This is a genomic window from Bradyrhizobium sp. WYCCWR15520 (genome assembly GCF_056174665.1).
This window is the reverse complement of sequence record NZ_JBWBWM010000031.1, coordinates 77,825-99,957: the sequence shown is the minus strand read 5'-3', so window position 1 is coordinate 99,957 and position 22,133 is coordinate 77,825. Positions and strand designations below refer to the sequence as shown.

Here is a 22,133-nt window from a genome sequence, read left to right as displayed (position 1 = left end):
GCCAGCGGGACGCGCCGCAGCCGGACGGGCGGCCGGAGCAGGCGCAGCAGCAGCCGCGGGCTTGGCCTCGGCCTCGCCAAACCGCTTCTTGGCCTCGACTTCGGCCTTGCGCTTGGCTTCCTCTTCCTGGCGATGCCGTTCTTCCTCGGCCTTGCGGCGGGCTTCGGCGGCCTCGCGCTCGGCCTGCTCGATGCCTTCACGGCTGGCGCGGCGCTTGGCTTCTTCCTCGGCCAGCCGCCGTTCCTCGATTTCACGGACCTTGGCGTCGGCCAGCGCGCTGGCGCGGGCGGAACGCTCGTCTTCCGTCAGCGTCCGCAGCACAACGCCCGAACCCGAGCGGGGCGCAGCACCGGGCGCTGCCGCCGGGCGGCCGAGAGGGGGCTTTGCAGCGGGTGCCGCCTTGGCGACAACCGGCTCCGGCGCATGCGTTTCCGTGGCAGGCGCATCGCCGCCGACGCGGCGCTTGCCGCGCTTTTCGACCACGACCTGCTTGGTCCGGCCATGGCTGAAGCTCTGGCGCACGGTGCCCGTCTCGACCCGCGGCTTCAGCGTCAAGGTCTTGGTCGGAACACTCAGAGTCTTGTCGCCAGGCGTTTTGGTATCAACCATTCAGCAGTCCTAATCTCGTTACATTGTGCGCATTCGCACATTCATTGAAGCAAGGCTTCGGAACCAATCGTCGTCGTCAGAATTTCTGGCCGCCATCCCCGGTCTTGTCGTCATCGTCCGTCCGGTATCGAACCAGGATCTGGCAGCGCGACAGGAACGTTTTGCTCGCCGGGCCCGCGAGCAGCGCAGCATGTATCACATTTGACCGGCCCAGTGCCAAATCCAATTGTGCCGAGGTTAAAGCAGTCACAATCGGCAAATCCCGCGATTCGCCAATATTTCGGCCCCTTTGCCCGGCGATCGCGTCCAATTTGCGGATTCCGTCGGCTGCGCCGTCGGAAGCGTGGATCAGCGCGTCAGCCCTGCCCTGTTCGAGCAGGCCCTCGACCTTGGCAAAACCGGAAATGACCTGACCGGCCTTGGCCGCCATGGCCAGCGCCTCGATGCAGCTTCGTTCCAGCAGGGCCTCGGTATCGGCGGGAAGGGTGGCCGCGACCCGGACGTCGCGCTTGAACCCTCTGCTAAATTGGTGACGCCGGACCGCTTCCGCAACCGTTCGGCGCGAGGCCGATACCCAGAGGCCGCGGCCGGGCAGCTTGCGTTTCAGATCGGGAACGACGTCGCCGGAGGGGGCGACCACGAAGCGGATCAACTCGTCGATGCAGCGCACCTCGCGGCTGACCGCGCACATCCGCATGGTCGCGGACTTGTCGGTCCGCGGCCCATGGTCGAGATCGGGGTCAGCCAAAGCGAGCATGCCTGTTGAACGGTTCCTGTCATCTGCGCACGGTCTGCGCGCAGAAAAGAGTTTCGGCTTTGCGGAACACCCGCATTTACGCCGTCTGGTCTTCGGTAGCCTGGGTCGCCTCGGTCTGCTTGGCGAGTTCGGCCTCGGTGATCCAGCCGGCAATGACGCGCGCCTGCATGATCATGCGCTCGGCATCGTCGCGGGAGATCTCATTGGCGTCGAGAATGCCGGCATGCTTGGTCGGCTCGCTGCCTTCCTTGCGCTCGGTCCAGCCGACCAGATCGTCGGTCGCGCAACCCGCCAGATCCTCGACCGACTTGATGTCATTCTCGCCGAACTTCACCAGCATCTTCGAGGTAACGCCGGGCACCGTCTTCAAAGCATCATCCACACCAAGTTCCTTGCGCTTGTTTTCCAGCTCTGTCTCGAGCTGTTCCAGATATTCCTTCGCCCGGCTCTGCAGCTCGTTGGCGGTTTCCTCGTCGAAGCCTTCGATGCCGGCCAGTTCCTTGACATCGACCAGTGCGAGTTCCTCGACCGACGTGAAGCCTTCCGACGCCAGCAACTGGCCGACGACTTCGTCGACGTTCAGCGCTTCCATGAACACCCGCGTGGAGTTCTCGAAATCGGCCTGACGGCGTTCGGATTCTTCCTGCTCGGTGAGGATGTCGATGTCCCAGCCGGTCAGTTGCGAGGCGAGGCGCACGTTCTGGCCGCGCCGACCGATTGCCAGCGAGAGCTGGTTATTGGTGTCGGGAACCACGACCTCGATCCGTTCGCGGTCCTCGTCGATCACGACCTTGGCGACTTCGGCGGGCGCCAGTGCATTGACGACGAAGGTTGCGATGTCGGGCGACCACGGAATGATGTCGATCTTCTCGCCCTGCAATTCGTTCACCACCGCCTGCACGCGCGAGCCGCGCATACCGACGCAGGCGCCGACCGGATCCACCGAGGAATCCCTGGAAATCACGCCGATTTTCGCGCGCGAGCCGGGGTCGCGGGCCACCGCCTTGATCTCGACGATGCCATCGTAGATTTCCGGCACTTCCTGCGCGAACAGCTTTGCCATGAATTGCGGATGGGTGCGGGAGAGGAAGATCTGCGGTCCGCGGGTTTCGCGGCGAACGTCGAAGATATAGGCGCGGACGCGGTCGCCGTTGCGGAACACCTCGCGCGGCAGCATCTCGTCGCGGCGGATGATGGCCTCACCGCGGCCGAGATCGACGATCACGCTGCCATATTCGACGCGCTTGACGACGCCGTTGACGATGTCGCCGATGCGGTCCTTGAATTCCTGATATTGCCGGTCGCGCTCGGCCTCGCGCACCTTCTGTACGATCACCTGCTTGGCGGATTGCGCGGCGATGCGACCATATTCCAGCGGCGGCAGGGTGTCGGCGATGGTGTCGCCGACCTGGGCGCCCGGATTGGCGCGCTGCGCGTCCGCCAGCGAGATCTGGTTCGACGAGTTCTCGACCTGCTCGACGACCAGCATGTGGCGCGACAGTCGCAGCTCGCCCTTCTTGGCGTCGATCTCGGCGTGAACATCGGTCTCGCTGCCGTAACGGGCGCGGGCCGCCTTGGCGATGGCGTCTTCCATCGCAGCGATCACGATGCCGCGGTCGATCGACTTTTCGCGGGCGACCGCGTCGGCGATCTGCAGCAGCTCGAGTTTGTTGGCACTGACTGCCATGGCCTAGTCTCCTTCGGTAGGATCGGTCTCGCCCCTGCGCAGCCTTTCTGCGGCGAGGCGGTGCTTCTTGGTATTGGTCGGCTCCGGCTTCTTGCCGGACTTGTTTCCGGTTTTGGGCTTCGGCTTATTGCTCCTGGCCGGATCGCTTTTCTTGGCGTGCGGCGGAGGCGTAGGCGCCAGCCCGAGATTCTGTTTGAGTTCGCGCTCGGCCTGCTTGCCGCGCCGCATCGATTCCGCAATCAATTCGTCGGTCAAAACCAGCCGTGCGTCGGAGATGTCTTCCATCACCAGCAACACGTCGGCATCTTCGTCCGCGCGTGTGTCATCCCGATGTAGGCGCACGGCATCGCCTTCGACGCCGGCCAGCGTACCACGGAAACGCTTGCGGCCCTGATGGGCGACTGCCATTTCGATCTTCACGAGATGTCCGCCGAAGCGTTCGAAATCGGAACGGCGCACCAGCGGGCGGTCGATGCCCGGCGAAGATATCTCCAGCCGGTAGGCGCGGTCGATCGGATCGGCGACGTCGAGCACCGGCGACAGCGCCCGCGAGATCGCCTCGCAATCCTCGATCTGCATCGTACCATCAGGCCGTTCGGCCATGATCTGGACGGTGCAGCCGGCCTCGCCTGAAATCCTGATCCGGACCAGCCGGTAGCCCATTCCCTGCAGCACCGGGGTCGCCACCGCCGACACCCGCGCCGCCACGCCCGGCTCGACGACGAGACGGGGCTCGGCCAAGAGGTCGGCATCCTCGGGAACAGCAGTTGGATCGGTCATGTCCAGGGTCAAAAGCGTCTTACTTGCATGGGTTTAGGCCGGGCCCTAACCGGAGGTCCGGCCGGTTCCCTGAGCCGCCCCTGAATGTCTATTCTGGGCAGGGCAGGTTCAGGTAATAAAAAAGAGCGGGTCCCGGGGGGCCCACTCTCAATACGCGATCGTATGAGATCCATAAGTTGCCGCGGATATAGCGGTTTTTCCGCAATCCGACAAGGCCCGCGATCTCGTTAAGTCCGATTTTGCCAAGCTTTGAAAGGCGGGCAATAATCTAACCCTTCATTCACGAACGCTGCCTAGATTTCCCGAAAAACCAGCCAATTAAGGCCGGTTTGGGCGGGTTTATGATAATTTCACCATCGCTGATCCCGGAATTCGACGACATCGTCAGTCGTGGCGACCCCAAGCGCCGCGCCGATGCGATGCGCCGTATCAGCGAGCTGTTCCTGCAGGGTGCCGCGAGCTTCCGCGCCGATCATGTCGATCTGTTCGATGGCGTCCTGACCAGTCTGGTCCCCCATGCCGAGATCGAGGCGCGCGCCGAACTGGCTGAGCGCCTGTCGACGCTGGCGAATGCGCCGCGCGGCCTGGTCGGCCAGCTTGCCCATGAAGATGAAATTGCCGTCGCAGGTCCGTTGCTGCGCCACTCGCCGGTCATCGACGAAAAGATGCTGCTCGAAATTGCGTCCATGAAGGGCCAGGGTCACCTGCTGGCGATGGCGGAACGGCCGACGCTTTCGGCCGATCTCACCGACGTCATGATCGCCCGCGGCGACCGCGCGGTGGTCAGGCGCGCCGCCGGCAATGCGGGCGCAGCGTTTTCGTCAGATGGCTACTCGACACTGATCAAGCGCGCCGGCCAGGACGGCGTGCTGACGATCAAGCTCGGTCAGCGCGACGACCTGTCACCTACCCAATTGAAGGAGCTGCTCTCCGGCTCCATCGACGTCATCCGCCGCCGCCTGTTCCAGGTCGTCAAGCCCGAGCGGCAGGCCGACATCAAGCAGGCGATGGTTGCCATCACCGCCCCACCCGAACGCGAGGAGCGGCGCGACTTCCTGTCGGCACAGCGCACGGTGCTCAAGCTCCACCGCGAGGGCATGCTCGGCGAGGGCGCATTGCTCAACTTTGCCAGGGCGTTCAAATACGAAGAATCGATCGCCGCACTGTCGGCGATGACCGGCGTCAAGATCGAGACCCTCGATCGCCTGATCAGCGGCGAACGCTACGATCCGATCCTGATCGCCGGAAAATCCATCGACCTCGAATGGGCGACAGTGCGCGCGCTGATCATCCTTCGGCTCGGCCCGACGAAAACGCCGTCGCCGGCCGACATCGAAAACGCGCGAGTGAATTATGTGCGCCTGATGCCCACGACCGCCCAGCGCGTCGTCGAGTTCTGGAAGACGCGGTAATCGGTCCGACGCTTTCTCCCCGTCATTGCGAGCGAAGCGACGCAATCCACCTCTCAGCTAGCGAAGAGATGGATTGCTTCGTCGCGGAGCCTGTCATCGGGCGCAAGGACGCGGCACCCGCCTGCAGGAATTATGCGGCTACAGCGTCTACAAGGGACAGTTCGGCCACATCGACAACCACGACCCGATCGAGACCGAGAGGTGACGCCAACTCGACCGAGAGCTGACACCGCGGCCGCGACGGCCAATTTCCTCTTTCGGGGTAAAGCAGACGTGCATCAACCGCATCGTGATGTAAGCCAGCGATGAGTTCTTCAGTCGTGGGGAGTCCGACTGATCGGTAACCGCAGCTCGCTATTCTGAATGTCAGACAAGTCTCCCCGAGATTCCAGACAGCCAGCGGCAGTAAGTGCGCGGGCGCGCGCACACAAGACCAGATCGGCGGTCTGCAGCACTGACGTCTCCCAGGAATCTGCGAGTGCTTTACCAATGACCCTTGCCGCTTTTTGCCATTCAGGCGTTGCGCACGACAACAGGAGCGGGTCAAAGAATGAAAGCGGCGCGGACACAAGTTCACCTTCGCTGAGGACGCGCAGTGGTGCATTTTCGGTCCTAAGGCGCCCCCATAGCTCTCGATACTGAGCGCGTAGGACCGGTGTGAGTGTTTCAGTGCGGTCGAACAATTCGTTTTCTAGAATCGTGTGTGGAGGCAGTATTCCGAGGGAAATTGCGAGGTGTCGATTGGTCGGCCCAGTGCTATTTCCTGCCACCATGACGTCGGTGAGATCGATGACCTCGATTGGTTCTTCAAGCCGCCACAGCCACTCGAGGAAGCCTGCATATTCTTGCGTTGATCGTCGCGACAGCCACGCGATCCTTCGACTGCCGATCGACAGAGCCTCGGGCCAGAAGGAAGCTGCTTGGCCGACGACCTCCTCCCACCCCGTATAGCCGAGTTCCCCTTCAACCCACTTCCTTCGCAACTCGGGATCGGGTGGGTTGATTGGGCCGAAGCTGAGGCAGTCGGAAAGGCTGACCACGCGTTCGTTGCGGCCTGCCTGTCGTAGTGCGTCGCGCAGGCCAGCCGCCGCGGACGGATTGAACACGATATGAAGCGTTGAGGCAGCCACTGCGAGCCTCTCCCGAATGATGCGGTTCTGCCCTTCTAGAATAGCGTGTAGTTACGCCTGCACATTGTCACAATCGAAAATTGGTAAAGCGAAGCAAAAAACTCATGTCTGCCCTTGGCCTTGGCGGATATGCGCGGAAGCGATAAAGCCGACATTTGGCCGATCGTACCAAGTATCCCGGATTTATGGGTGCTTGGCCGCTAGCTGACACGCCGAAACTTTAAATACGCCGCGACCCGTCCCTCGCGCTCGGCTTTGCGGCCGTAGCGCGTCATGGTGTAGCCGTCCCACGGCTGTTGCCAGTCGGCGGCGCGCTCGGCGGTCCAGAGAAAATCGGGGCTGCGCATCAGATGCCATAGCGTCCAGGCGCAGTAATCGTCGATGTCGCTGACGAAGCGAAACTCGCCGTCGTCTTTCAGGACGCGGGCCATTGCGTTGACTGTGGCATCCTGCACGAAGCGGCGCTTCCAGTGCCGCCGCTTCGGCCAGGGATCGGGATGGATCAGGTCAATCCGCGCCAGCGAGCGCGGTGGCGCCCAGGCCAGCAATTCCGCGGCATCGCCGGCATAGAGGCGGATGTTGTGCAGATTGTGCGCCTCGATCTGCGTCAGGATTTTTGCCATGCCGTTGATATAGGGCTCGCAACCGATGAAGCCGATGTTCGGAGAGGCCTGCGCTTCCGCGATCAGATGCTCGCCGCCGCCGAATCCGATTTCGAGCCTGACATCCTCTGTGCCGCTATCGAAGAGATCGGCAAGCCGCTCCGGCGCTGGTGTAGCGATGTCGAGCGCCAGCTGCGGCAGCAGATTATCGATCAGGTCGGCCTGATGGATGCGGAGCTTGTGGCCCTTGCGGCGGCCGAAGAACGAGCCGCGCGCATGCGCCGACGCGTCGTCTTCCGGCGGCGCGCCGCCGTCGCCGATATCGCGCGGGGCGGTCATCATAGCAGCGTCTGGTACAGCCGGTACAACAGCCGCGCCCTCGGCTCGATCGAGGAGATGTACATCTGCTCGTAATGGGTATGGGCGCCCTGGCCGTCAACGCCGAGCCCATCGAGGGTCGCGGTATGCGGCGCGGTGAAATTGCCGTCGGAGCCGCCGCCTGTTGAGGTGTCGACCAAGTCGAAGCCGATCTCCGCCGCGATCGTTCTGGCATGCTCGTAAAGCGCCGCGCCGGCATTGCTCTTTTCGTAAGGCGGGCGGTTCAATTCGCCGATCACCTTGACGGTGACGCCTTCGGTGCGCGATTTCAGATTGAGGATTTTTGCCACGAGCTCTTCGGAGTCGGCGATCGTCGGCACGCGGGTGTCGACCTCGGCATAGGCTTCCTCCGCGACCACGTTCGGCTTGGTGCCGCCGCGAACGACGCCGACATTGACGGTGATGCCGCGCGCAAGGTCGTTCATCGCCTCCAGTGTTTGAATGACGTTGCCGAGTTCGCGGATGGCGCTGCGGCCGTCCTGCGGCCTTGTGCCGGCATGCGAGGGCACGCCCTTGATGAAGACCTCGAAGCGCCCGACGCCCTTGCGCCCGGTGACAATCTTGCCGCCGTCACGCGCCGGTTCGGTGACCAGCACATATTTCGCCTTGCGTCCCTCGGCCTCGATCAGCGCGCGCGAGGTCGGGCTGCCGATCTCTTCATCTGAGACATAGAGCTGGGTGATGCCGAGCGGCGGCCGGGCGCCATCAGCGCAAACCTGCCGGAACGCATGATAGGCGAGGTAGGCGCCGCCCTTCATGTCGTAGATGCCCGGACCGAATGCGCTGTCGCCGGCGATGCGGAACGGCAGGCGCTCGATGAAGCCCAGCGGGTGCACCGTATCGAGATGGCTCAGCACCAGGATGCCCGGCTCGTCCTGTCCCCATGATGAGCGCGCCACCAGATGGTCGCCGCAGCCGGAGTGCCCGGCAATCCGCTCCACGGTGGCAGGCAGGCCGCGATAGTCGTTCGCGACGACGTCGGCCAACTTATTGACCTGCTCAGGTGCTTCGGTGGGGGTCTCGATTTCGACCCAGCGGCGGATGCCTTCGAGGATCGGGGTGGCGTCGAAAGGATTGGTTGTCGTCATGTCGTATCCGATACGGCGTCATTTCCCGATGCGCAATTGCCGATCGGGAATGAGGCATATTCCAGAATACGAAATTTTCAAACCGGACCCAGTCAAAGTCAGCGCGGGTCAGGTCCGTTGCGCGATGCGATCTGCTCGACCAGCTCGACAATGGAGCGCCGCATTTTGGAGTCGTCGATGCGCGTGAACGCGCGCGTCAGCGCGAGACCTTCTGATGTCGCGAGGAAATCGGACACATAGGCCGGGGAGGCGCCGTCGCCGAAACCCTCGCCGTTTGCCGAGCCGCTCGGTCCGCCGTCGAACAGAAACGACACTGGCACCTGCAGAATTTCAGAGATCTGCTGCAGGCGGCTGGCGCCGACCCTGTTGGTGCCTTTTTCGTATTTCTGAACCTGCTGGAAGGTGAGACCGAGCGCTTCGCCCAGTTTTTCCTGGCTCATTCCCAGCATGATGCGGCGCATCCGGACGCGGCTGCCGACATACTTGTCAACCGGATTGGGCGCTTTGGTAGACATCTGCATCGCTCCTGGGATCGCGCGCCGGGAATGAGGCAGTGGAAGGCACATGCCTCAGGCGCGCCGTGACCGTCATATCCTGCTCGGAGGATCGGGTGGAATTACGGACGATCTGAGCAGCGGAAGTGACTGGTTGTTGTTTTTGGCTTGCAACCGCAGAAAGCGAATTGCAGGCTGTCTGTCAACTGGTGGAACCGCACACGCAGCGTTTTTAGTAAACCAGTGACAAAACTGCGCTGCGGAAATCTCAGGCAGCGTGCTTCGCCGCGCGGCGTCGGATGACGAGCATCAGGGCAACGGCCACAATCACGGCCGCCGGGATATCTCCAAAGCGAGCATAAACCGTCGGCGACAGTGCCGATGGCAGGCTAGCGTCCAACACACCTTCGATGCCGAGGCCGAGGCGTGCGACAATCCGCCCGGAAGGATCGATCACCGCCGAGATGCCGGTGTTGGCGGCACGCACCATCGGCAGCCCTTCTTCGATCGCACGCAGCCGCGCCTGCTGCAGGTGTTGGTAGGGGCCGGTTGAATTGCCGAACCAGCCGTCATTGGTCAGGTTGATGATCCAGCCTGGACGGTCGTCACGCGCCGCAACATTTCCGGGAAAAATCGCCTCGTAACAAATCAGCGGTAGCGTGCGCGGCGCATTCGGTATCTCCATCGCCTGGCGCCGCGTGCCCGGAATGAAGCCGCCGTGCACCTTCGTCAGTTGCACGAAGCCGAGCTTTTCCATCCATTCCTGAAACGGCAGGTATTCGCCGAACGGCACCAGATGCAGCTTGTCGTAGACCGATAGCACGCCACCGTCATGGTCGATCACATATATCGAGTTGTAGGCGCGGGAGACGCGGGCGCCGGGCGGGCCATCAGGGGCGCGCACGGAGCCCGTGATCAGCACCGTCCCCTTGGGCAGGAGCTCGGCGATCTGTGCCATCGCATCGGCTTCGCGGGTCAGGAAAAAGGGGAAAGCCGATTCCGGCCAGATCAGGATCTGCGCATCCCGCACGCCGGTGGATTGCGGCCCCGAAGCGCGGTCGGACAGTGTCAGATACTTCTGCATCACCTCCGCCTTGGCGCCGTAGTTGAATTTGACGTCCTGCTGCAGGTTCGGCTGCATGATGCGCAGCTTGACCTTGGTCAGGGCCGTCGGCTGCAGCGACAGCCGTACGGTGCCGTAAATCCCCATTGCCGCCAGCAGCACGAGCGCCGCCACCGGCGCGATCCAGGGCTTGCGGCCGCGCGAGGTGCCATCGATCAGTACCGCCGGGCTGGCAAAGATCGCGACGCTGAGGAAGGTCATGCCCCACAGCCCGATCAGCGACGCCGTCTGCGCCAGCGCCAGCGGCTCCGAGAGCGCGTAGCCATAGGCATTCCACGGGAATCCCGACAGCATGTAGCCGCGCAGCCATTCGCTGACCGTGAGCGCGACCGCGAGCGCGAGCACGCGCGAGGCATCCCGTGTCCAGATCAGCCGTGCCAGCGCGAAGCCGAGCGCGGAAAACAGGGCCAGGTAGGCCGGCAGCCCGAGCACCGCAAACGGCATCAGCCAGGCAAATGTCTGCGCGTCGACCAGGAAGGCGTTGCCGGTCCAGTAGAGCCCGGGCACGAAATAGCCGAGCCCGAACCAGAAGCCTGATAGCGCCGCCGCCGGCACGCCGCGCCATTTTCCGGCTGCGGCCCCGTCGATCAGCCAGACCGCGACCGGAAAGGTGATAAACAGCACCGGCCAGGCATTGAACGGCGCCATCGACAGCGCCGACATCGCGCCCGCGACCAGCGCGATCGCGGCGCGCTTCCAGCCCCAGGCGAGGATGATCGAGAGTCCCGCCACACGGAATTTGCTTGAAGGAATCACTGCGAGCCGGCTCCGTCGCTGGAACTCGGCGGCGTGTTGTCATTGGCTTGCGGTGTGCTGCTGTCGGGCGCGCTCTCGCGACGGCTGCGCTCCCGCGCGGTACGCGGCGTCGGACGCTCTTTCCGAGCCCCGATCCGCAGTCGCTTGACCCGCCGCGGATCGGCATCGAGCACCTCGATCTCGAAATTGCCCGGGCCTGCGATCACCTCGCCGCGCACCGGCAGCCGGCCGACCTGCGCCACCAGATAGCCGCCGAGCGTCTCGACTTCCTCGCCGGCTTCGCCGGTGACGAATTCCTCGCCGATCATCTTGCGCGCATCCTCGAGGCTGGCGCGGGCGTCGGCGATGAAGGCGTTGTCGCCCTGCCGCACGATCGAGGGCGGCTCGTCGCTGTCGTGCTCGTCGTCGATTTCACCGACGATCTGTTCGACAATGTCCTCGATCGACACCAGTCCGTCGGTGCCGCCATATTCGTCCACCACCAGCGCCAGATGAATGCGCGAGGCCTGCATCTGCGCGAGCAGGTCGATCGCTCGCATCGACGGCGGCACATATAGGAGCTTGCGGATGATGTTGGCTTCCGCCAGCGGCATCGCGAGGTTGACCGCGCGGAGGTCAAGGCCCGCGGGGAGCGGCTTCTTGCGCTTAGGCTTGTCGGTCTCGCCGACGCGCGCCTTCGCGGTCATGAACGCCAGCAGGTCGCGGATGTGCACGATGCCTTCGGGGTCGTCGAGGGTTTCGTTGTAGACCACGAGGCGCGAATGCGCCGCGCTCTCGAACAGGCTCATCAGTTCGCCGAGCGGAATGTCGCGCTTGACCGCGACGATGTCGGCGCGATGCACCATCACGTCGGCGATCCGCCGCTCGTTGAGGCCGAGGATGTTGCGCAGCATGGTGCGCTCGATGGCGGAAAAGCCGACATCGTCCGGCGTCGAGGCATCGAGCACGACCTGAAGATCGGCGCGCACCGATCCAGCCTTCCAGCCGAACAGCGTCCGGATCGCCCGCATGAGCCAGTTATCGGCGGCGGGGCGCAGTACCTCGCCTTCCTGCACCACCACCGGCAGGTTGCGCGTATCGCGCGGGTTGTCCTGTATCGGGTCAGAGTCCGGCATTTCAGTCCATCCGCTCCCGGTCCGCATACGGATCGGGAATGCCGAGCTGGGCGAGGATCTCCCGTTCGAGACTTTCCATGGCTTCGGCGTCGTCGTCATTCTCGTGGTCGTATCCGATCAAATGCAGGAAGCCGTGGACCGCGAGATGGCTGAGATGATGATCGAACGGCTTTTCCTCGTCATCGGCCTCTTTCCGCGTGGTTTCATAAGCGATGGCGATGTCGCCGAGCATGCGCGGCGCGTCCGCCGGCGCGCCCGCCGTCGGCTGCAGGGCCGGAAACGACAGCACATTGGTCGGCTTGTCGATGCCGCGCCAGTTGCTGTTCAGCGTGCGAATACCTGAATCGTCGGTCAGCATGACCGCGAGTTCCGCCTCGCCGACATCGGCATCGGCGAATTCGACCGCGGTGTTGATGGCGCGATGGATCACCGCCTCGGCATCCGGCTCGGTCTGCCAGCACTCGGCAACGACGAGAACTTCGGTGAGAGGAAGGGCGGACGACACGAGCGTTCCAGCGGTTTGCATAACATTGTTCTGGTTGCGGCCGCGGCCTGCCTGCGGCAGGTCCACGGCCGAGGATATTTCGATCAAGATTTTCCGGTTGCCGGCTTCTGCGGCAATCCCTCATAGGCGGCGACGATCCGCGCCACCAGTTCATGGCGGATGACATCCTCCGCGGTGAATTTCACCTGCGCAATGCCCTCGACGTTGTCGAGCAGCTTGCAGACCTCTGCGAGCCCCGACGCCTGCCCGTTCGGCAGGTCGACCTGCGAGGGATCGCCGGTGATGATCATGCGGCTGTTCTCGCCGAGTCGCGTCAGGAACATCTTCATCTGCATCGACGTGGTGTTCTGCGCCTCGTCGAGGATGATGACGGCGTTGGTGAGCGTGCGGCCGCGCATGAAGGCGAGCGGCGCGATCTCGATCTCGCCGGCCTGCAGCGCGCGTTCCACGATCCGCGCATCCATCAGGTCGTACAGCGCGTCGTAGATCGGCCTCAAGTAAGGGTCGACCTTCTCGCGCAAATCGCCTGGCAGGAAGCCGAGCCGTTCGCCGGCCTCGACCGCGGGCCGCGACAGGATGATGCGATCGACTTCCTTGCGTTCGAACAATTGCGCGGCATGCGCCACCGCCAGCCAGGTCTTGCCGGTGCCGGCCGGGCCGACGCCGAATACGAGTTCATGGCGCTTCAGTGCCCGGATGTAGGAATCCTGCGCCGCGGTGCGTGCCCGCACCGGACGCTTGCGCAGGTTGATGGTCTCGAACGTCGACTTGGCGGTCTTGGCGTCGAATTCGAACAGCGAGCCCTGCGCGATCACGGCGCGGATGGCGCCCTCGACCTCGCCCTGCGAGAGATCATGGCCTTGCAACGCCTGCGCATAGAGCGTTTCCAGCACGCGCCGCGCGGCGTCGCAGCCGTCGCGGGTGCCGGCGATGGTGATGTGGTTGCCGCGGGAGTCGACGACGACGCCGAGCCGCCGCTCGACCAGCGCCAGGTTCTGGCCGTAGGGGCCGACGAGGGCGGAAGCGGCGCGGTTGTCGTCGAAGTCGATGACGACCTGGGTCTCGGGCGGAACTTGCATGTCGCGGTCAAATTTGCGGCTGGGAGCGAGCGAAGGTGAATCCGATGCGCTTTTTGGCAAGGGTTCAGGCTCCCGTCGTCATGGAGGAAAGCGTCGATGGCGCAGGCCGCGTGGAGGGACCGGCGAGTTCGCCGAGCAGGCTGTAGCGCTCAAGGCTGTCGATCCTGACCGGCAGCACCTGGCCGATGATATCAGGCGAGGCAAACACATGCGCAGGCTGAAGGTACGCGGTGCGGCCGACGATCTGGCCGGGATTGCGGGCCGCGCGTTCGAACAGCACGTCGACGGTTTCGCCAATCATGGCCCGGTTGAAGGCCGATTGCTGAGTGTCGATCAATTCCTGGAGCCGCACCAATCGCTCGTCCATTTCAGCCGCTGACACCGTCTCCCGCATGTCCGCCGCCGGCGTGCCGGGCCGCGGCGAATATTTGAACGAATAGGCTGCAGCGTATCCGATTTGCATGACAAGCGCGAGGGTCGCGGCAAATTCTCCCTCGGTTTCGCCGGGGAAGCCGACGATAAAATCTGATGAAAACGCAATATCTTGGCGGGCGGTACGGAAACGGTCGATAACGCGTCGATAATCATCGGCGGTATGCTTGCGGTTCATGGCCGCCAGAATCCGGTCGGAGCCGGACTGCACCGGAAGATGGACGAACGGCATCAGCGCTGCGAGGTCGCGATGCGCTGCAATCAGCGTCTCCTCGACGTCGCGGGGGTGGCTGGTCGAATAGCGCAGCCGCGCGATGCCGTCGATTTCGGCAAGTCGATGCAACAGCTTGCCGAGCGGCCAGGTCCGTCCATCGGGGCCCACGCCATGATAGGCGTTGACGTTCTGGCCGATCAGGGTGATCTCGCGCACGCCGTTGTCGGCCAGCCGCTTCACGTCGTCGACGATCCTGGCGACCGGGCGCGAGACTTCTGCGCCGCGCGTGTAGGGCACCACGCAGAAGGTGCAGAATTTGTCGCAGCCTTCTTGCACGGTGACGAAAGCGGAGATGCCGCGCGCGCGGATGGCGTCCGGCTTCGGCTGCGGCAGGAAGCCAAACTTGTCCTCGATCGGAAATTCGGTTTCCAGCGCCCGGCCTTCGCTTTTGGCGCGCGCCAATAGCTGCGGCAGGTGATGATAGCTCTGCGGCCCGACCACGACGTCAACCGTCGGCGCGCGGCGAATGATCTCCTCGCCTTCGGCCTGCGCGACGCAGCCGGCGACGGCGATGTGCATTGCGCGCCCGTTCCGCGCCGCCTCGTCCTTGGCGACCCGCAGCCGCCCGAGCTCGGAATAGACCTTTTCGGAAGCCTTCTCGCGGATGTGGCAGGTGTTGAGGATCACCAGATCAGCATCCTCGGCCCTGTCAGTCTCGACAAAGCCCTCAGGCGCCAGCGTGTCGACCATGCGTTGCGCATCGTAGACGTTCATCTGGCAGCCATAGGACTTGATATGCAGCTTGCGCGGCGGCTTCATGGAACCTGTAAATGCGGGTGGAATGGCGCCCTCGCGGCGACTGGGGCTCAGATATAGCCTAAATGGCCAAAAAGCCAGCGTTGGTCCGTCATTCCGGGGCGCGAAGCGAACTATGTGGCGCCCTTGCGCCCCTGAGAATCTCGAGATTCCGGGTTCGATGCTGGCGCATCGCCCGGAATGACAGCCAAGCTCAGTTCGCAGTGCGCCAGAGATCGAACAGTTCGGGCGGCGGAACTTCCACCCATTGATTGCCGAGGTTGATACGGTAGGGGGTGCTGCTCGAAGCCCCCGACAGCCGCCACAATTTCGGATCGACGGGGCGGCCCTTGGTGCGCACCCATCGCGCGATCGGTTCGAGGGCCGCCGCCTGTTTGGCGGGGGCCAGCGTATATCCGCCCAGCATCACAAAGCGTAGCTGTCTGTCCGATACCAGCCGTTCGATATCCGCTGGCGCCAGGATCGGATCATCGCCGAGATAGCCGCCCATCGCCATGACCGGCTGGCCGGTCGCAAGGATCAGTGGTGCCGCGACATTGGCGTTGGGCACCGCCACGAGAAACTTTGCGGTCTCGCGATTGGCGGTCAGGTAGCCCGTGAGCTTCTGGCGTGCGGCCTCCAGCCGCGATGTCCGCGATGCCAGGCGGTCGGTGTCGGATGGCGCGAGCAGGGCCGTCATGTTGGCGATCGGCGCGGCGATGTTCGGGCGCCTCAGGACGACGCTGGCTGCGGTCAGGATCGGCGAAACCAGCAACGCGCCAAAGGCCACGACGGCGAACAGCTTTGGCAATCTGTCGTTCTGCTGCGGAAGGAAACAAAGGCCAGCGGCGCAGATCGCAGCGATTCCGATTGACATCAGCCATGTCACGCTCAGCCAGTCGGATCCGATCGTCTCGGACCGCGCGATGCAGAGATAGGCCTGCCAGGCGGCCGTGGCGATGATGACCAGCGGCAGGTGCATCCGCGCGAGCTTGCCCTCCTGCCATCGCGACCACAGCCCGGCCGCGGCGATGCCGGAAAATACCGCGAGCGGCGGACCAAGCACGGCGACGTAATAGGTGTGGATCAATCCGCCCGCGAAGCTGAGCACGATCCAGTACATCGCGAGCCAGCCGGTCCAGACAGCGGCGCTGATGCGGCGTGATCTTGTTGCGTCCGGGCCCCATGCCTCCGACCAGGCGAGCACGAGGCCGAGAAGCGCGAGCGGCAGCAGCCAGGCGAATTGTGCGGCGGCCCGCGGCCGAAACAGACGAAGAGGGCCGACAGGCGAGTCGTCGGTCATGACGGGCTGCCGGACTACCGTGCCAGCAGGTGCCGTCTCACTCGAGGCCTCAGGCGAAGAGTTTGCCGGACTGCCTGCGGGCGTGGCCATCGCAAGAAAGCGGGCCGCGCCATTATGCACCAGAGCAAGCTCCAGCATCGAATTATGCCTGGTGCTGCCCGCATAGGGCCGGTCCCGCGCCGGCGCGAGATCGAAGAGAACAGCCCAAGACAGCGAGACGATGACGAGGACCACGCCCGCGATGGCCTGTCGCCCGAGATGCCACGTCACGGGAGCGCGTGGTCGCGCGAGGCTGAACGTCAGGGCCAGCACGGGAGCCAGCACCAGCGCCGCTCCCATCTTGATGTTGAAGCCGACGCCGATCGCGGCCATCGCGGCGCAGAGCAGCACGAGCCGGCCGGTTTCGGCGGCCCGCATGCCGAGCCACGCAGCCGTCAGCAGCACCAGGATGAGGCAGCTCTCGGTATTGTTGGAACGATCGACCGCAACATTGACCGGACTGAGCGCGAGCGACAGCGCGGCCACAGCGGCCGCCGTCCTGCCCCAATACTTCTGCACCAGAATGTAAACCAGGAGGATCGCGGCCAGTCCCGCCATCACCTGGGCGAGCAGGATCGACAACGCGGAAAAGCCGAGCAGTTTGGCGCTTATGACCTGCAGCCAGATCGCCACCGGCGGCTTGTCGATCGAAACGAAGCCGGCGGGGTCGAACGAATTGAAGAGGAAATTGTGCCAGCTCTCCAACTGGCTGCGCACGCCTGCGGCGTAGTACTGCCTGCTGAATTCGTTCTGTGAAAGCTGCCAAGTTCGCGCGAGTGCCGCCACCGCCACGATGAACGTGAGCGGCACGGCCGCCTTCAACGCTTTGCTGTCCGATAATTTCACGATGCGCCGCCCCCTCACGCAGGTTCGCGTGAGATTATCACCTGCGGCTTCGACGCCCAGTTAACTCGCGGCAAGGTTGCTTGTTGGAAGTGACGCCGCGTTCTAGCCGGCCGTTCGACCGACGCGCGCAATCAGATCCGGCAACTGCCGCATATCGTCGAACGTCACGGCGGCGCCAGCGGCGAACAGCATCTCGGCATGGCCGGGCTGACAATGGCTGCCGCCGTGAAAACCAAGCACGGTCATCCCGGCAGCGCGACCGCCGGTGACACCGGGAACGCTGTCCTCGATTACGACGCACTGGGACGGTTGCACCTTCATCTGTTCGGCCGCGAATAGAAACAGATCGGGCGCGGGCTTGCCGCGATCGACCTGCGTAGCGGAGAAAATATGCGGCGCAAGTTGGTCGTAGAGGCCGGCGCAGGTGAGGCCGTGGCGAATCTTTTCCGGCGTTCCGCTGGAAGCGACGCATTTGGGCAGTCGTATTGCGCCAATCGCCTCGCTGATATGGGCGATCGCCTGCAAATCGCCCTCGTAAAATTTCAGCGTGGCCGCCTTCACCTGTTGCTCGAAGTCATCGGGCAGTTTTCGGTCGATCTCACGCTCGATCGTTTGGCGCGCCTCGCGGTCAGAAACGCCGAGAAATCGAACGAGTACCTGCTCCGACGTGATCGGATAGCCGTGACGCGTCAGCGTCTCCGCATGCGCGCGGCATGAAATGACTTCGCTGTCGACCAGCACGCCGTCGCAGTCGAAGATGACCAGATCGAAATTCTGCTTCAAGGTGGCTCGCGATCAGGTCTTGTCTTCGTCGAGCGGGACGCAATAAAGCTCCAGCCGATGATCGACCAGCTTGTAGCCGAGTTTTCTGGCGATCTCGGCCTGCAATTTCTCGATCTCCTCGGAGGTGAACTCGATCACCTTGCCGTCGCGCAGATTGATCAGATGGTCATGGTGGCTGTCGGGCATCTGCTCGTAGCGCGCGCGGCCCTCGCGGAAATCGTGCCGCTCGATGATGCCGGCATCCTCGAACAGCTTGACGGTGCGGTACACCGTCGAAATCGAGATCTTGTCGTCGACCGCGACACAGCGCCGGTAGAGCTCCTCGACATCAGGATGGTCGACCGAATCGGCCAGCACGCGCGCGATCACCCGGCGCTGTTCGGTCATGCGCATGCCGGTGGCGGCGCAGCGCGCCTCGATGCCGGTATTTTTCTGCGCAGACGGAGATTTCAATGCGGTCATGGTCTCTAAGGCCTTGAAGGGCAGGTCAGGGCTTTGTGCCACACGCGTGCATATTACGACAAGTCGCGCCGCATCAGAAGTGCATTCAACTGTTCGCCTCCGGGCTGCTGATAGTAGCGTTCCCGGCGGCCGACGACCTCAAATCCGGCCCATTCATACAGACGCCGCGCCGGCTGATTGTTCTCTTCGACTTCGAGGAAGACCTTGCATACGCCGCGGCCCGCGAGATGACCGAGATGTGTCAGCAAAAGGTTGCGCGACAGGCCACGGCCGCGCTGATTCGCATCGATGGCGATCGACAACAGCTCGGCCTCGTCGGCCGCCATGCGCGACACCGCAAAGCCGATGATCTTGCGCCCAAGCCTGAGGCGGTGCACGAGCGTGTTGCGCTCGGTCAGCATCACCTCGAATTCGCCTTCGCCCCAGCCGCGATGAAACGATGCGCCATGCAGTTGCGCCAGACGCGCCGCGTCGCGCTGGATCGCCGGTTCGATCACCGCCGTGCCGCCGCCCCACCAATCGGAGAGCCACGCCATCATGATGCCGGCGGCTGCTCTGCGCCGGACAACGGATCCTTCGGCGGCTTGGCATCGGGCGCGCGCAGATAATAGGGCCGCGCCGGCGAACTCTCGGGAGTGACCGCGACGCCCAGCCACGCCACCCAGGCGATATCGGGCGCGCCCTGCTGATCCACTTTGAAAGGCGGTGGCGCATCGGCCGGCCAGCGCTCGGCGAGGATATTCGCCGCGTTGCCGACCAGGTGTGGCGCGCCGAAGCGTGCCGCGTCGAGCGCTTCCGCAACCGGCGCAACGTTCGGCTTGATCAGCGAACCGCCGTCGCCGCCGAGCACCTGGAAATAGACATGATCATGTCGCGCATCGACGGCTGATATGACGGGATGTTCGCTGTTCGCGCTGACGATGGGCGCAGCAAACGCGGTCAGCGTCGTTACGCCGACGACCGGCTTGCCGGCGGCGAGCGCAATGCCACGGGCGGCGGAAAGGCCGACGCGCAATCCGGTAAAGCTCCCGGGGCCGGTCGTCGCGGCGATGCGATCGAGCGCGGCAAAGCCGACGCCGGACGCCTTCATCACGCGCGCGATCAGCGGCATCAGGGCTTCGGCGTGGCCGCGCTTCATCGGCTGCGATTCCTGCGCGATGACGCCCGCGCCGGTGTCGAGCACAGCCGCGGCGCAGGCATCGAGCGCGGTATCGATGGAGAGGATCAGCATGAGCGGAGGTATAGCAGACGCGCAATCATGCCGTCAGTCATGTCTTGCGATGCTGTAGCCGCGTAGGGTGGGCAAAGCGAAGCGTGTCCACCATCTGGCTCTACGGATAGATCATGGTGGGCACGGCGCGAAGCGCGCCTTTGCCCACCCTACGGCGCCTTCTTACACCGGCCGGACTTCGACCACGTCGGGCACGAAATGCCGGAGCAGATTCTGGATGCCGTGCTGCAACGTTGCCGTCGATGACGGGCAGCCGGCGCAGGAGCCCTTCATGTTGAGATAGACCACGCCGTCCTTGAAGCCGCGGAAGGTGATGTCGCCGCCGTCATTGGCGACGGCCGGCCGCACCCGGGTCTCGATCAGGTCCTTGATGGTCGCGACCGTTTCCGCGTCCTGCTCGTTGAAGAACTCGCCTTCCTCGTCGGAAGCCTCGTCGTTGCCGGCGGTGCCGTCCGCGAGCAGCGGCGCGCCGGACATGTAGTGCTCCATGATGGCGCCGAGGATCGCGGGCTTGAGGTGCTGCCAGTCGCCGTCCGCCTTGGTCACGGTGACAAAATCATAGCCGTAGAACACGCTGGAAACGCCTGATACGCCGAACAGCCGTTCGGCAAGCGGCGAGCGGGCAGCGGCTTCGCGGCTCGAAAATTCCATCGTGCCGGTATCGAGCACGGTGCGGCCCGGAATGAATTTCAGGGTGGCGGGATTGGGCGTGGCTTCAGTCTGAATGAACATGATTTTTCTCCGGCGTCGCCGGTTCAAGGCCGGCGCGTGGGCTTCCTCTAGCAGATGGCGACGGGGTGCGCACGATCAAGGGGCGCAGAGCAGCAATTCTGTAGGTGGATCAAGCCCTAAGACAGGCCGTCGATGTCCGAATCCGTGAGATCGCCGGGCACGATGACGACCGGGATCGGGAACGAGCCGGCGACCTGCGCCATCATGCTGATCAGTGGCCCCGGGCCCTCGGGACCGGGATTGGCTGCCAGCACCAGCATCGAAATGTCGACGTCCTGGTCGATCACGTCGAGGATCTGGGTGATCGGATCGCCCTCGCGGATCACCCGCTCTGGCGTGATCGCGGCAATGCCGTTGGCGCGGCCGGAGGCGCGGTCGAGCGCCTCGTTGGCGGCGTCCTCCGCCTCGGCCCGCATCAGGTCGGCGACCCCCAGCCATTGCTGGTTCTGGTCCTCGATGGCGATGATGCGGAGCATCACCACCCCGCCGCCGACGCGCACCGCCCAGCGGCTGGCGTAATACACCGCGCGGTCCCATTCCGCGGTGTCGTCAACGATGACAAGGCATTTTGGCTTGTGACCCGTCTCGTAGCTTCGTCGCTGGGTGGTCATGCATGTCCCGGTGCTGCGCCAAACCGCCGCATGCTGCCACGGCGCAGCCACTCTCGACAAGCGGCGTCGCTGTTCGACGCAGCTAGCTCTTTCGGATGAAACCGACGATGTCCCGCGCCGCTCGCATGGTTTCATCGGCGATGACGCGCGCGCGGTCGGCGCCGTCGACCAGGATTTTGTCGACATGGCCGGGATCGGCGACCAGCCGCTTCATCTCGGAGGCGATCGGCGCGAGCTTTGCGACGCAAAGTTCCACCAGCGCGTTCTTGAAGCTGGAGAACTGGCCGCCGCCGAACTCGCGGAGCACGTCGGATTTGCTGCGATTTGCCAGCGCCGCATAGATGCCGACGAGGTTGTCGGCCTCGGGCCGGTTCTCCAGCCCGTTTTCCTCCGACGGTAACGGTTCCGGATCGGTCTTCGCCTTGCGGATCTTTTGTGCGATCAGGTCGGCGTCGTCGGTCAGGTTGATGCGCGAATTGTCCGAGGCGTCCGACTTCGACATCTTCTTGGTGCCGTCGCGCAAGCTCATCACCCGCGTCGCCGGCCCGGTGATCAGCGGCTCGGGCTGCGGAAAGAACAGTCCGTCACCGAAGCCGTGGCCGCGAATCGAATCGCCGAAATCGTTGTTGAATTTCTGCGCGATGTCGCGTGACAGCTCCAGATGCTGCTTCTGGTCCTCGCCAACAGGCACATGGGTGGCGCGGTACAAGAGGATGTCGGCCGCCATCAGCACCGGATAATCGTACAGTCCGACGGAGGCGTTCTCGCGGTCCTTGCCGGCCTTCTCCTTGAACTGCGTCATGCGGTTGAGCCAGCCGATCCGCGCCACGCAATTGAAGATCCAGGTCAGCTCGGCATGGCCGGTGACCTGGCTCTGGTTGAACACGATGTGCTTCTTGGGATCGATGCCGGCGGCGATGAACGCCGCGGTGACCTCGCGGGTGTTGCGGGCCAGCTCGGCCGGGCCGCCCCAGACGTCGACGCCCATCGTGATCGCATGCATGTCGACGACGCAATAGATGCAGTTATGGGTTTCCTGCATCTTCACGAAATTGACGATCGCGCCGAGGTAATTGCCGAGATGCAGATTACCGGTCGGCTGGACGCCCGAAAAAACCCGTTCAACAAAAGCCATCGTCAGCTTCCCCCAGGGATCCCTAGTCGGATGCC

General features: G+C 63.9%; 23 protein-coding genes. 2 read left to right on the top strand and 21 right to left on the bottom strand.

Translation table 11 applies throughout. The features are described from left to right. The 4 genes from AC0QUY_RS30670 to rimP form a co-directional block, all read right to left on the bottom strand. The coding region (locus AC0QUY_RS30670; protein WP_475389979.1) for a translation initiation factor IF-2 associated domain-containing protein at window positions 1-609 on the bottom strand (609 nt) is incomplete at its 3' end. 76 nt (window positions 610-685) lie between these two features. After that, the gene (locus AC0QUY_RS30665; protein WP_475389978.1) at window positions 686-1,366 is read right to left on the bottom strand and encodes an RNA-binding protein; all 681 of its coding nucleotides are present in this window, start codon (window positions 1,364-1,366) and stop codon (window positions 686-688) included. A 76-nt stretch (window positions 1,367-1,442) separates the two neighbouring features. Beyond that, window positions 1,443-3,053 carry a transcription termination factor NusA gene (nusA, locus tag AC0QUY_RS30660; protein ID WP_161851115.1) on the bottom strand — a complete coding sequence of 537 codons (1,611 nt, stop codon included), beginning with the start codon at window positions 3,051-3,053 and terminating at the stop codon, window positions 1,443-1,445. Between the two features lie 3 nt (window positions 3,054-3,056). Beyond that, entirely contained in the window at window positions 3,057-3,833 is a 777-nt protein-coding gene (gene rimP / locus AC0QUY_RS30655) for a ribosome maturation factor RimP (RefSeq protein WP_475389977.1), read from the bottom strand. A gap of 341 nt (window positions 3,834-4,174) precedes the next feature. Here rimP and AC0QUY_RS30650 point away from each other — a divergent pair, with 341 nt between their 5' ends. Next, window positions 4,175-5,245, top strand: a complete 1,071-nt coding sequence (locus AC0QUY_RS30650; RefSeq protein ID WP_475389975.1) for a DUF2336 domain-containing protein — start codon at window positions 4,175-4,177, stop codon at window positions 5,243-5,245. 73 nt (window positions 5,246-5,318) lie between these two features. After that, a complete protein-coding gene (locus tag AC0QUY_RS30645) occupies window positions 5,319-5,450 on the top strand; it encodes a hypothetical protein (RefSeq protein ID WP_475389973.1) in 132 nt (43 codons plus the stop codon). Between the two features lie 109 nt (window positions 5,451-5,559). On the opposite strand, the gene AC0QUY_RS30640 is transcribed toward AC0QUY_RS30645, so the two are convergent. The 17 genes from AC0QUY_RS30640 to trpS all read right to left on the bottom strand — a co-directional run bounded on the left by AC0QUY_RS30640 (window position 5,560) and on the right by trpS (window position 22,098). Further along, entirely contained in the window at window positions 5,560-6,375 is an 816-nt protein-coding gene (locus AC0QUY_RS30640; protein ID WP_475389972.1) for a DUF3658 domain-containing protein, read from the bottom strand. Window positions 6,376-6,575: 200 nt separating this feature from the next. After that, a complete protein-coding gene (gene trmB / locus AC0QUY_RS30635) occupies window positions 6,576-7,316 on the bottom strand; it encodes a tRNA (guanosine(46)-N7)-methyltransferase TrmB (RefSeq protein WP_475389970.1) in 741 nt (246 codons plus the stop codon). Then, on the bottom strand, window positions 7,316-8,443 hold the full coding sequence (locus AC0QUY_RS30630; RefSeq protein WP_475389968.1) for a M20 family metallopeptidase: 1,128 nt from the start codon (window positions 8,441-8,443) through the stop codon (window positions 7,316-7,318). Before AC0QUY_RS30630 ends, trmB begins: the two co-directional genes overlap by 1 nt. A 98-nt stretch (window positions 8,444-8,541) precedes the next feature. Continuing rightward, complete coding sequence (locus tag AC0QUY_RS30625) at window positions 8,542-8,958, bottom strand: helix-turn-helix domain-containing protein (protein WP_161851120.1); 417 nt, start codon at window positions 8,956-8,958, stop codon at window positions 8,542-8,544. 247 nt (window positions 8,959-9,205) lie between these two features. Beyond that, a complete protein-coding gene (gene lnt / locus AC0QUY_RS30620) occupies window positions 9,206-10,816 on the bottom strand; it encodes an apolipoprotein N-acyltransferase (protein WP_475389967.1) in 1,611 nt (536 codons plus the stop codon). Further along, complete coding sequence (locus AC0QUY_RS30615) at window positions 10,813-11,931, bottom strand: hemolysin family protein (protein ID WP_161851122.1); 1,119 nt, start codon at window positions 11,929-11,931, stop codon at window positions 10,813-10,815. The genes lnt and AC0QUY_RS30615 overlap by 4 nt, the downstream gene beginning before the upstream one ends. Before the next feature lies 1 nt (window position 11,932). Beyond that, entirely contained in the window at window positions 11,933-12,457 is a 525-nt protein-coding gene (gene ybeY / locus AC0QUY_RS30610) for an rRNA maturation RNase YbeY (protein ID WP_475389983.1), read from the bottom strand. Between the two features lie 62 nt (window positions 12,458-12,519). Further along, window positions 12,520-13,575: a PhoH family protein gene (locus AC0QUY_RS30605; protein WP_475389966.1), complete on the bottom strand. Its 1,056-nt coding sequence runs from the start codon at window positions 13,573-13,575 to the stop codon at window positions 12,520-12,522. Between the two features lie 4 nt (window positions 13,576-13,579). Further along, window positions 13,580-14,980 carry a tRNA (N6-isopentenyl adenosine(37)-C2)-methylthiotransferase MiaB gene (gene miaB, locus AC0QUY_RS30600; RefSeq protein WP_475389964.1) on the bottom strand — a complete coding sequence of 467 codons (1,401 nt, stop codon included), beginning with the start codon at window positions 14,978-14,980 and terminating at the stop codon, window positions 13,580-13,582. 190 nt (window positions 14,981-15,170) lie between these two features. Further along, window positions 15,171-17,144 carry an ArnT family glycosyltransferase gene (locus tag AC0QUY_RS30595; RefSeq protein WP_475389963.1) on the bottom strand — a complete coding sequence of 658 codons (1,974 nt, stop codon included), beginning with the start codon at window positions 17,142-17,144 and terminating at the stop codon, window positions 15,171-15,173. A gap of 102 nt (window positions 17,145-17,246) precedes the next feature. Continuing rightward, window positions 17,247-17,927 (bottom strand): HAD family hydrolase, encoded by a 681-nt coding sequence (locus AC0QUY_RS30590; RefSeq protein WP_475389962.1) that lies wholly within the window; start codon window positions 17,925-17,927, stop codon window positions 17,247-17,249. A 12-nt stretch (window positions 17,928-17,939) separates the two neighbouring features. Further along, on the bottom strand, window positions 17,940-18,389 hold the full coding sequence (locus AC0QUY_RS30585) for a Fur family transcriptional regulator (RefSeq protein WP_057862685.1): 450 nt from the start codon (window positions 18,387-18,389) through the stop codon (window positions 17,940-17,942). Between the two features lie 53 nt (window positions 18,390-18,442). Further along, window positions 18,443-18,928, bottom strand: coding sequence for a ribosomal protein S18-alanine N-acetyltransferase (rimI, locus tag AC0QUY_RS30580; RefSeq protein WP_475389961.1), 486 nt, complete (start codon window positions 18,926-18,928; stop codon window positions 18,443-18,445). Beyond that, window positions 18,925-19,620, bottom strand: a complete 696-nt coding sequence (gene tsaB / locus AC0QUY_RS30575; protein WP_475389959.1) for a tRNA (adenosine(37)-N6)-threonylcarbamoyltransferase complex dimerization subunit type 1 TsaB — start codon at window positions 19,618-19,620, stop codon at window positions 18,925-18,927. The genes rimI and tsaB overlap by 4 nt, the downstream gene beginning before the upstream one ends. A 162-nt stretch (window positions 19,621-19,782) precedes the next feature. Further along, the gene (locus AC0QUY_RS30570) at window positions 19,783-20,352 is read right to left on the bottom strand and encodes a NifU family protein (protein WP_475389958.1); all 570 of its coding nucleotides are present in this window, start codon (window positions 20,350-20,352) and stop codon (window positions 19,783-19,785) included. A 116-nt stretch (window positions 20,353-20,468) separates the two neighbouring features. Continuing rightward, window positions 20,469-20,963 carry a universal stress protein gene (locus AC0QUY_RS30565; RefSeq protein ID WP_161851130.1) on the bottom strand — a complete coding sequence of 165 codons (495 nt, stop codon included), beginning with the start codon at window positions 20,961-20,963 and terminating at the stop codon, window positions 20,469-20,471. A gap of 82 nt (window positions 20,964-21,045) precedes the next feature. Beyond that, window positions 21,046-22,098 (bottom strand): tryptophan--tRNA ligase, encoded by a 1,053-nt coding sequence (gene trpS / locus AC0QUY_RS30560; protein WP_475389956.1) that lies wholly within the window; start codon window positions 22,096-22,098, stop codon window positions 21,046-21,048. Window positions 22,099-22,133 lie beyond the last annotated feature (35 nt).

Bases quoted from the DNA above. Each gene is read 5' to 3' on its own strand.
- AC0QUY_RS30665 (WP_475389978.1), bottom strand. From the start codon at position 1,366: ATGCTCGCTTTGGCTGACCCCGATCTCGACCATGGGCCGCGGACCGAC.
- nusA (WP_161851115.1), bottom strand. From the start codon at position 3,053: ATGGCAGTCAGTGCCAACAAACTCGAGCTGCTGCAGATCGCCGACGCG.
- AC0QUY_RS30565 (WP_161851130.1), bottom strand. From the start codon at position 20,963: ATGACCACCCAGCGACGAAGCTACGAGACGGGTCACAAGCCAAAATGC.
- AC0QUY_RS30570 (WP_475389958.1), bottom strand. From the start codon at position 20,352: ATGTTCATTCAGACTGAAGCCACGCCCAATCCCGCCACCCTGAAATTC.
- AC0QUY_RS30625 (WP_161851120.1), bottom strand. From the start codon at position 8,958: ATGTCTACCAAAGCGCCCAATCCGGTTGACAAGTATGTCGGCAGCCGC.
- AC0QUY_RS30630 (WP_475389968.1), bottom strand. From the start codon at position 8,443: ATGACGACAACCAATCCTTTCGACGCCACCCCGATCCTCGAAGGCATC.
- tsaB (WP_475389959.1), bottom strand. From the start codon at position 19,620: ATGCTGATCCTCTCCATCGATACCGCGCTCGATGCCTGCGCCGCGGCT.
- miaB (WP_475389964.1), bottom strand. From the start codon at position 14,980: ATGAAGCCGCCGCGCAAGCTGCATATCAAGTCCTATGGCTGCCAGATG.
- rimI (WP_475389961.1), bottom strand. From the start codon at position 18,928: ATGATGGCGTGGCTCTCCGATTGGTGGGGCGGCGGCACGGCGGTGATC.
- AC0QUY_RS30650 (WP_475389975.1), top strand. From the start codon at position 4,175: ATGATAATTTCACCATCGCTGATCCCGGAATTCGACGACATCGTCAGT.
- rimP (WP_475389977.1), bottom strand. From the start codon at position 3,833: ATGACCGATCCAACTGCTGTTCCCGAGGATGCCGACCTCTTGGCCGAG.
- trmB (WP_475389970.1), bottom strand. From the start codon at position 7,316: ATGACCGCCCCGCGCGATATCGGCGACGGCGGCGCGCCGCCGGAAGAC.
- AC0QUY_RS30585 (WP_057862685.1), bottom strand. From the start codon at position 18,389: ATGACCGCATTGAAATCTCCGTCTGCGCAGAAAAATACCGGCATCGAG.
- AC0QUY_RS30615 (WP_161851122.1), bottom strand. From the start codon at position 11,931: ATGCCGGACTCTGACCCGATACAGGACAACCCGCGCGATACGCGCAAC.
- trpS (WP_475389956.1), bottom strand. From the start codon at position 22,098: ATGGCTTTTGTTGAACGGGTTTTTTCGGGCGTCCAGCCGACCGGTAAT.
- ybeY (WP_475389983.1), bottom strand. From the start codon at position 12,457: ATGCAAACCGCTGGAACGCTCGTGTCGTCCGCCCTTCCTCTCACCGAA.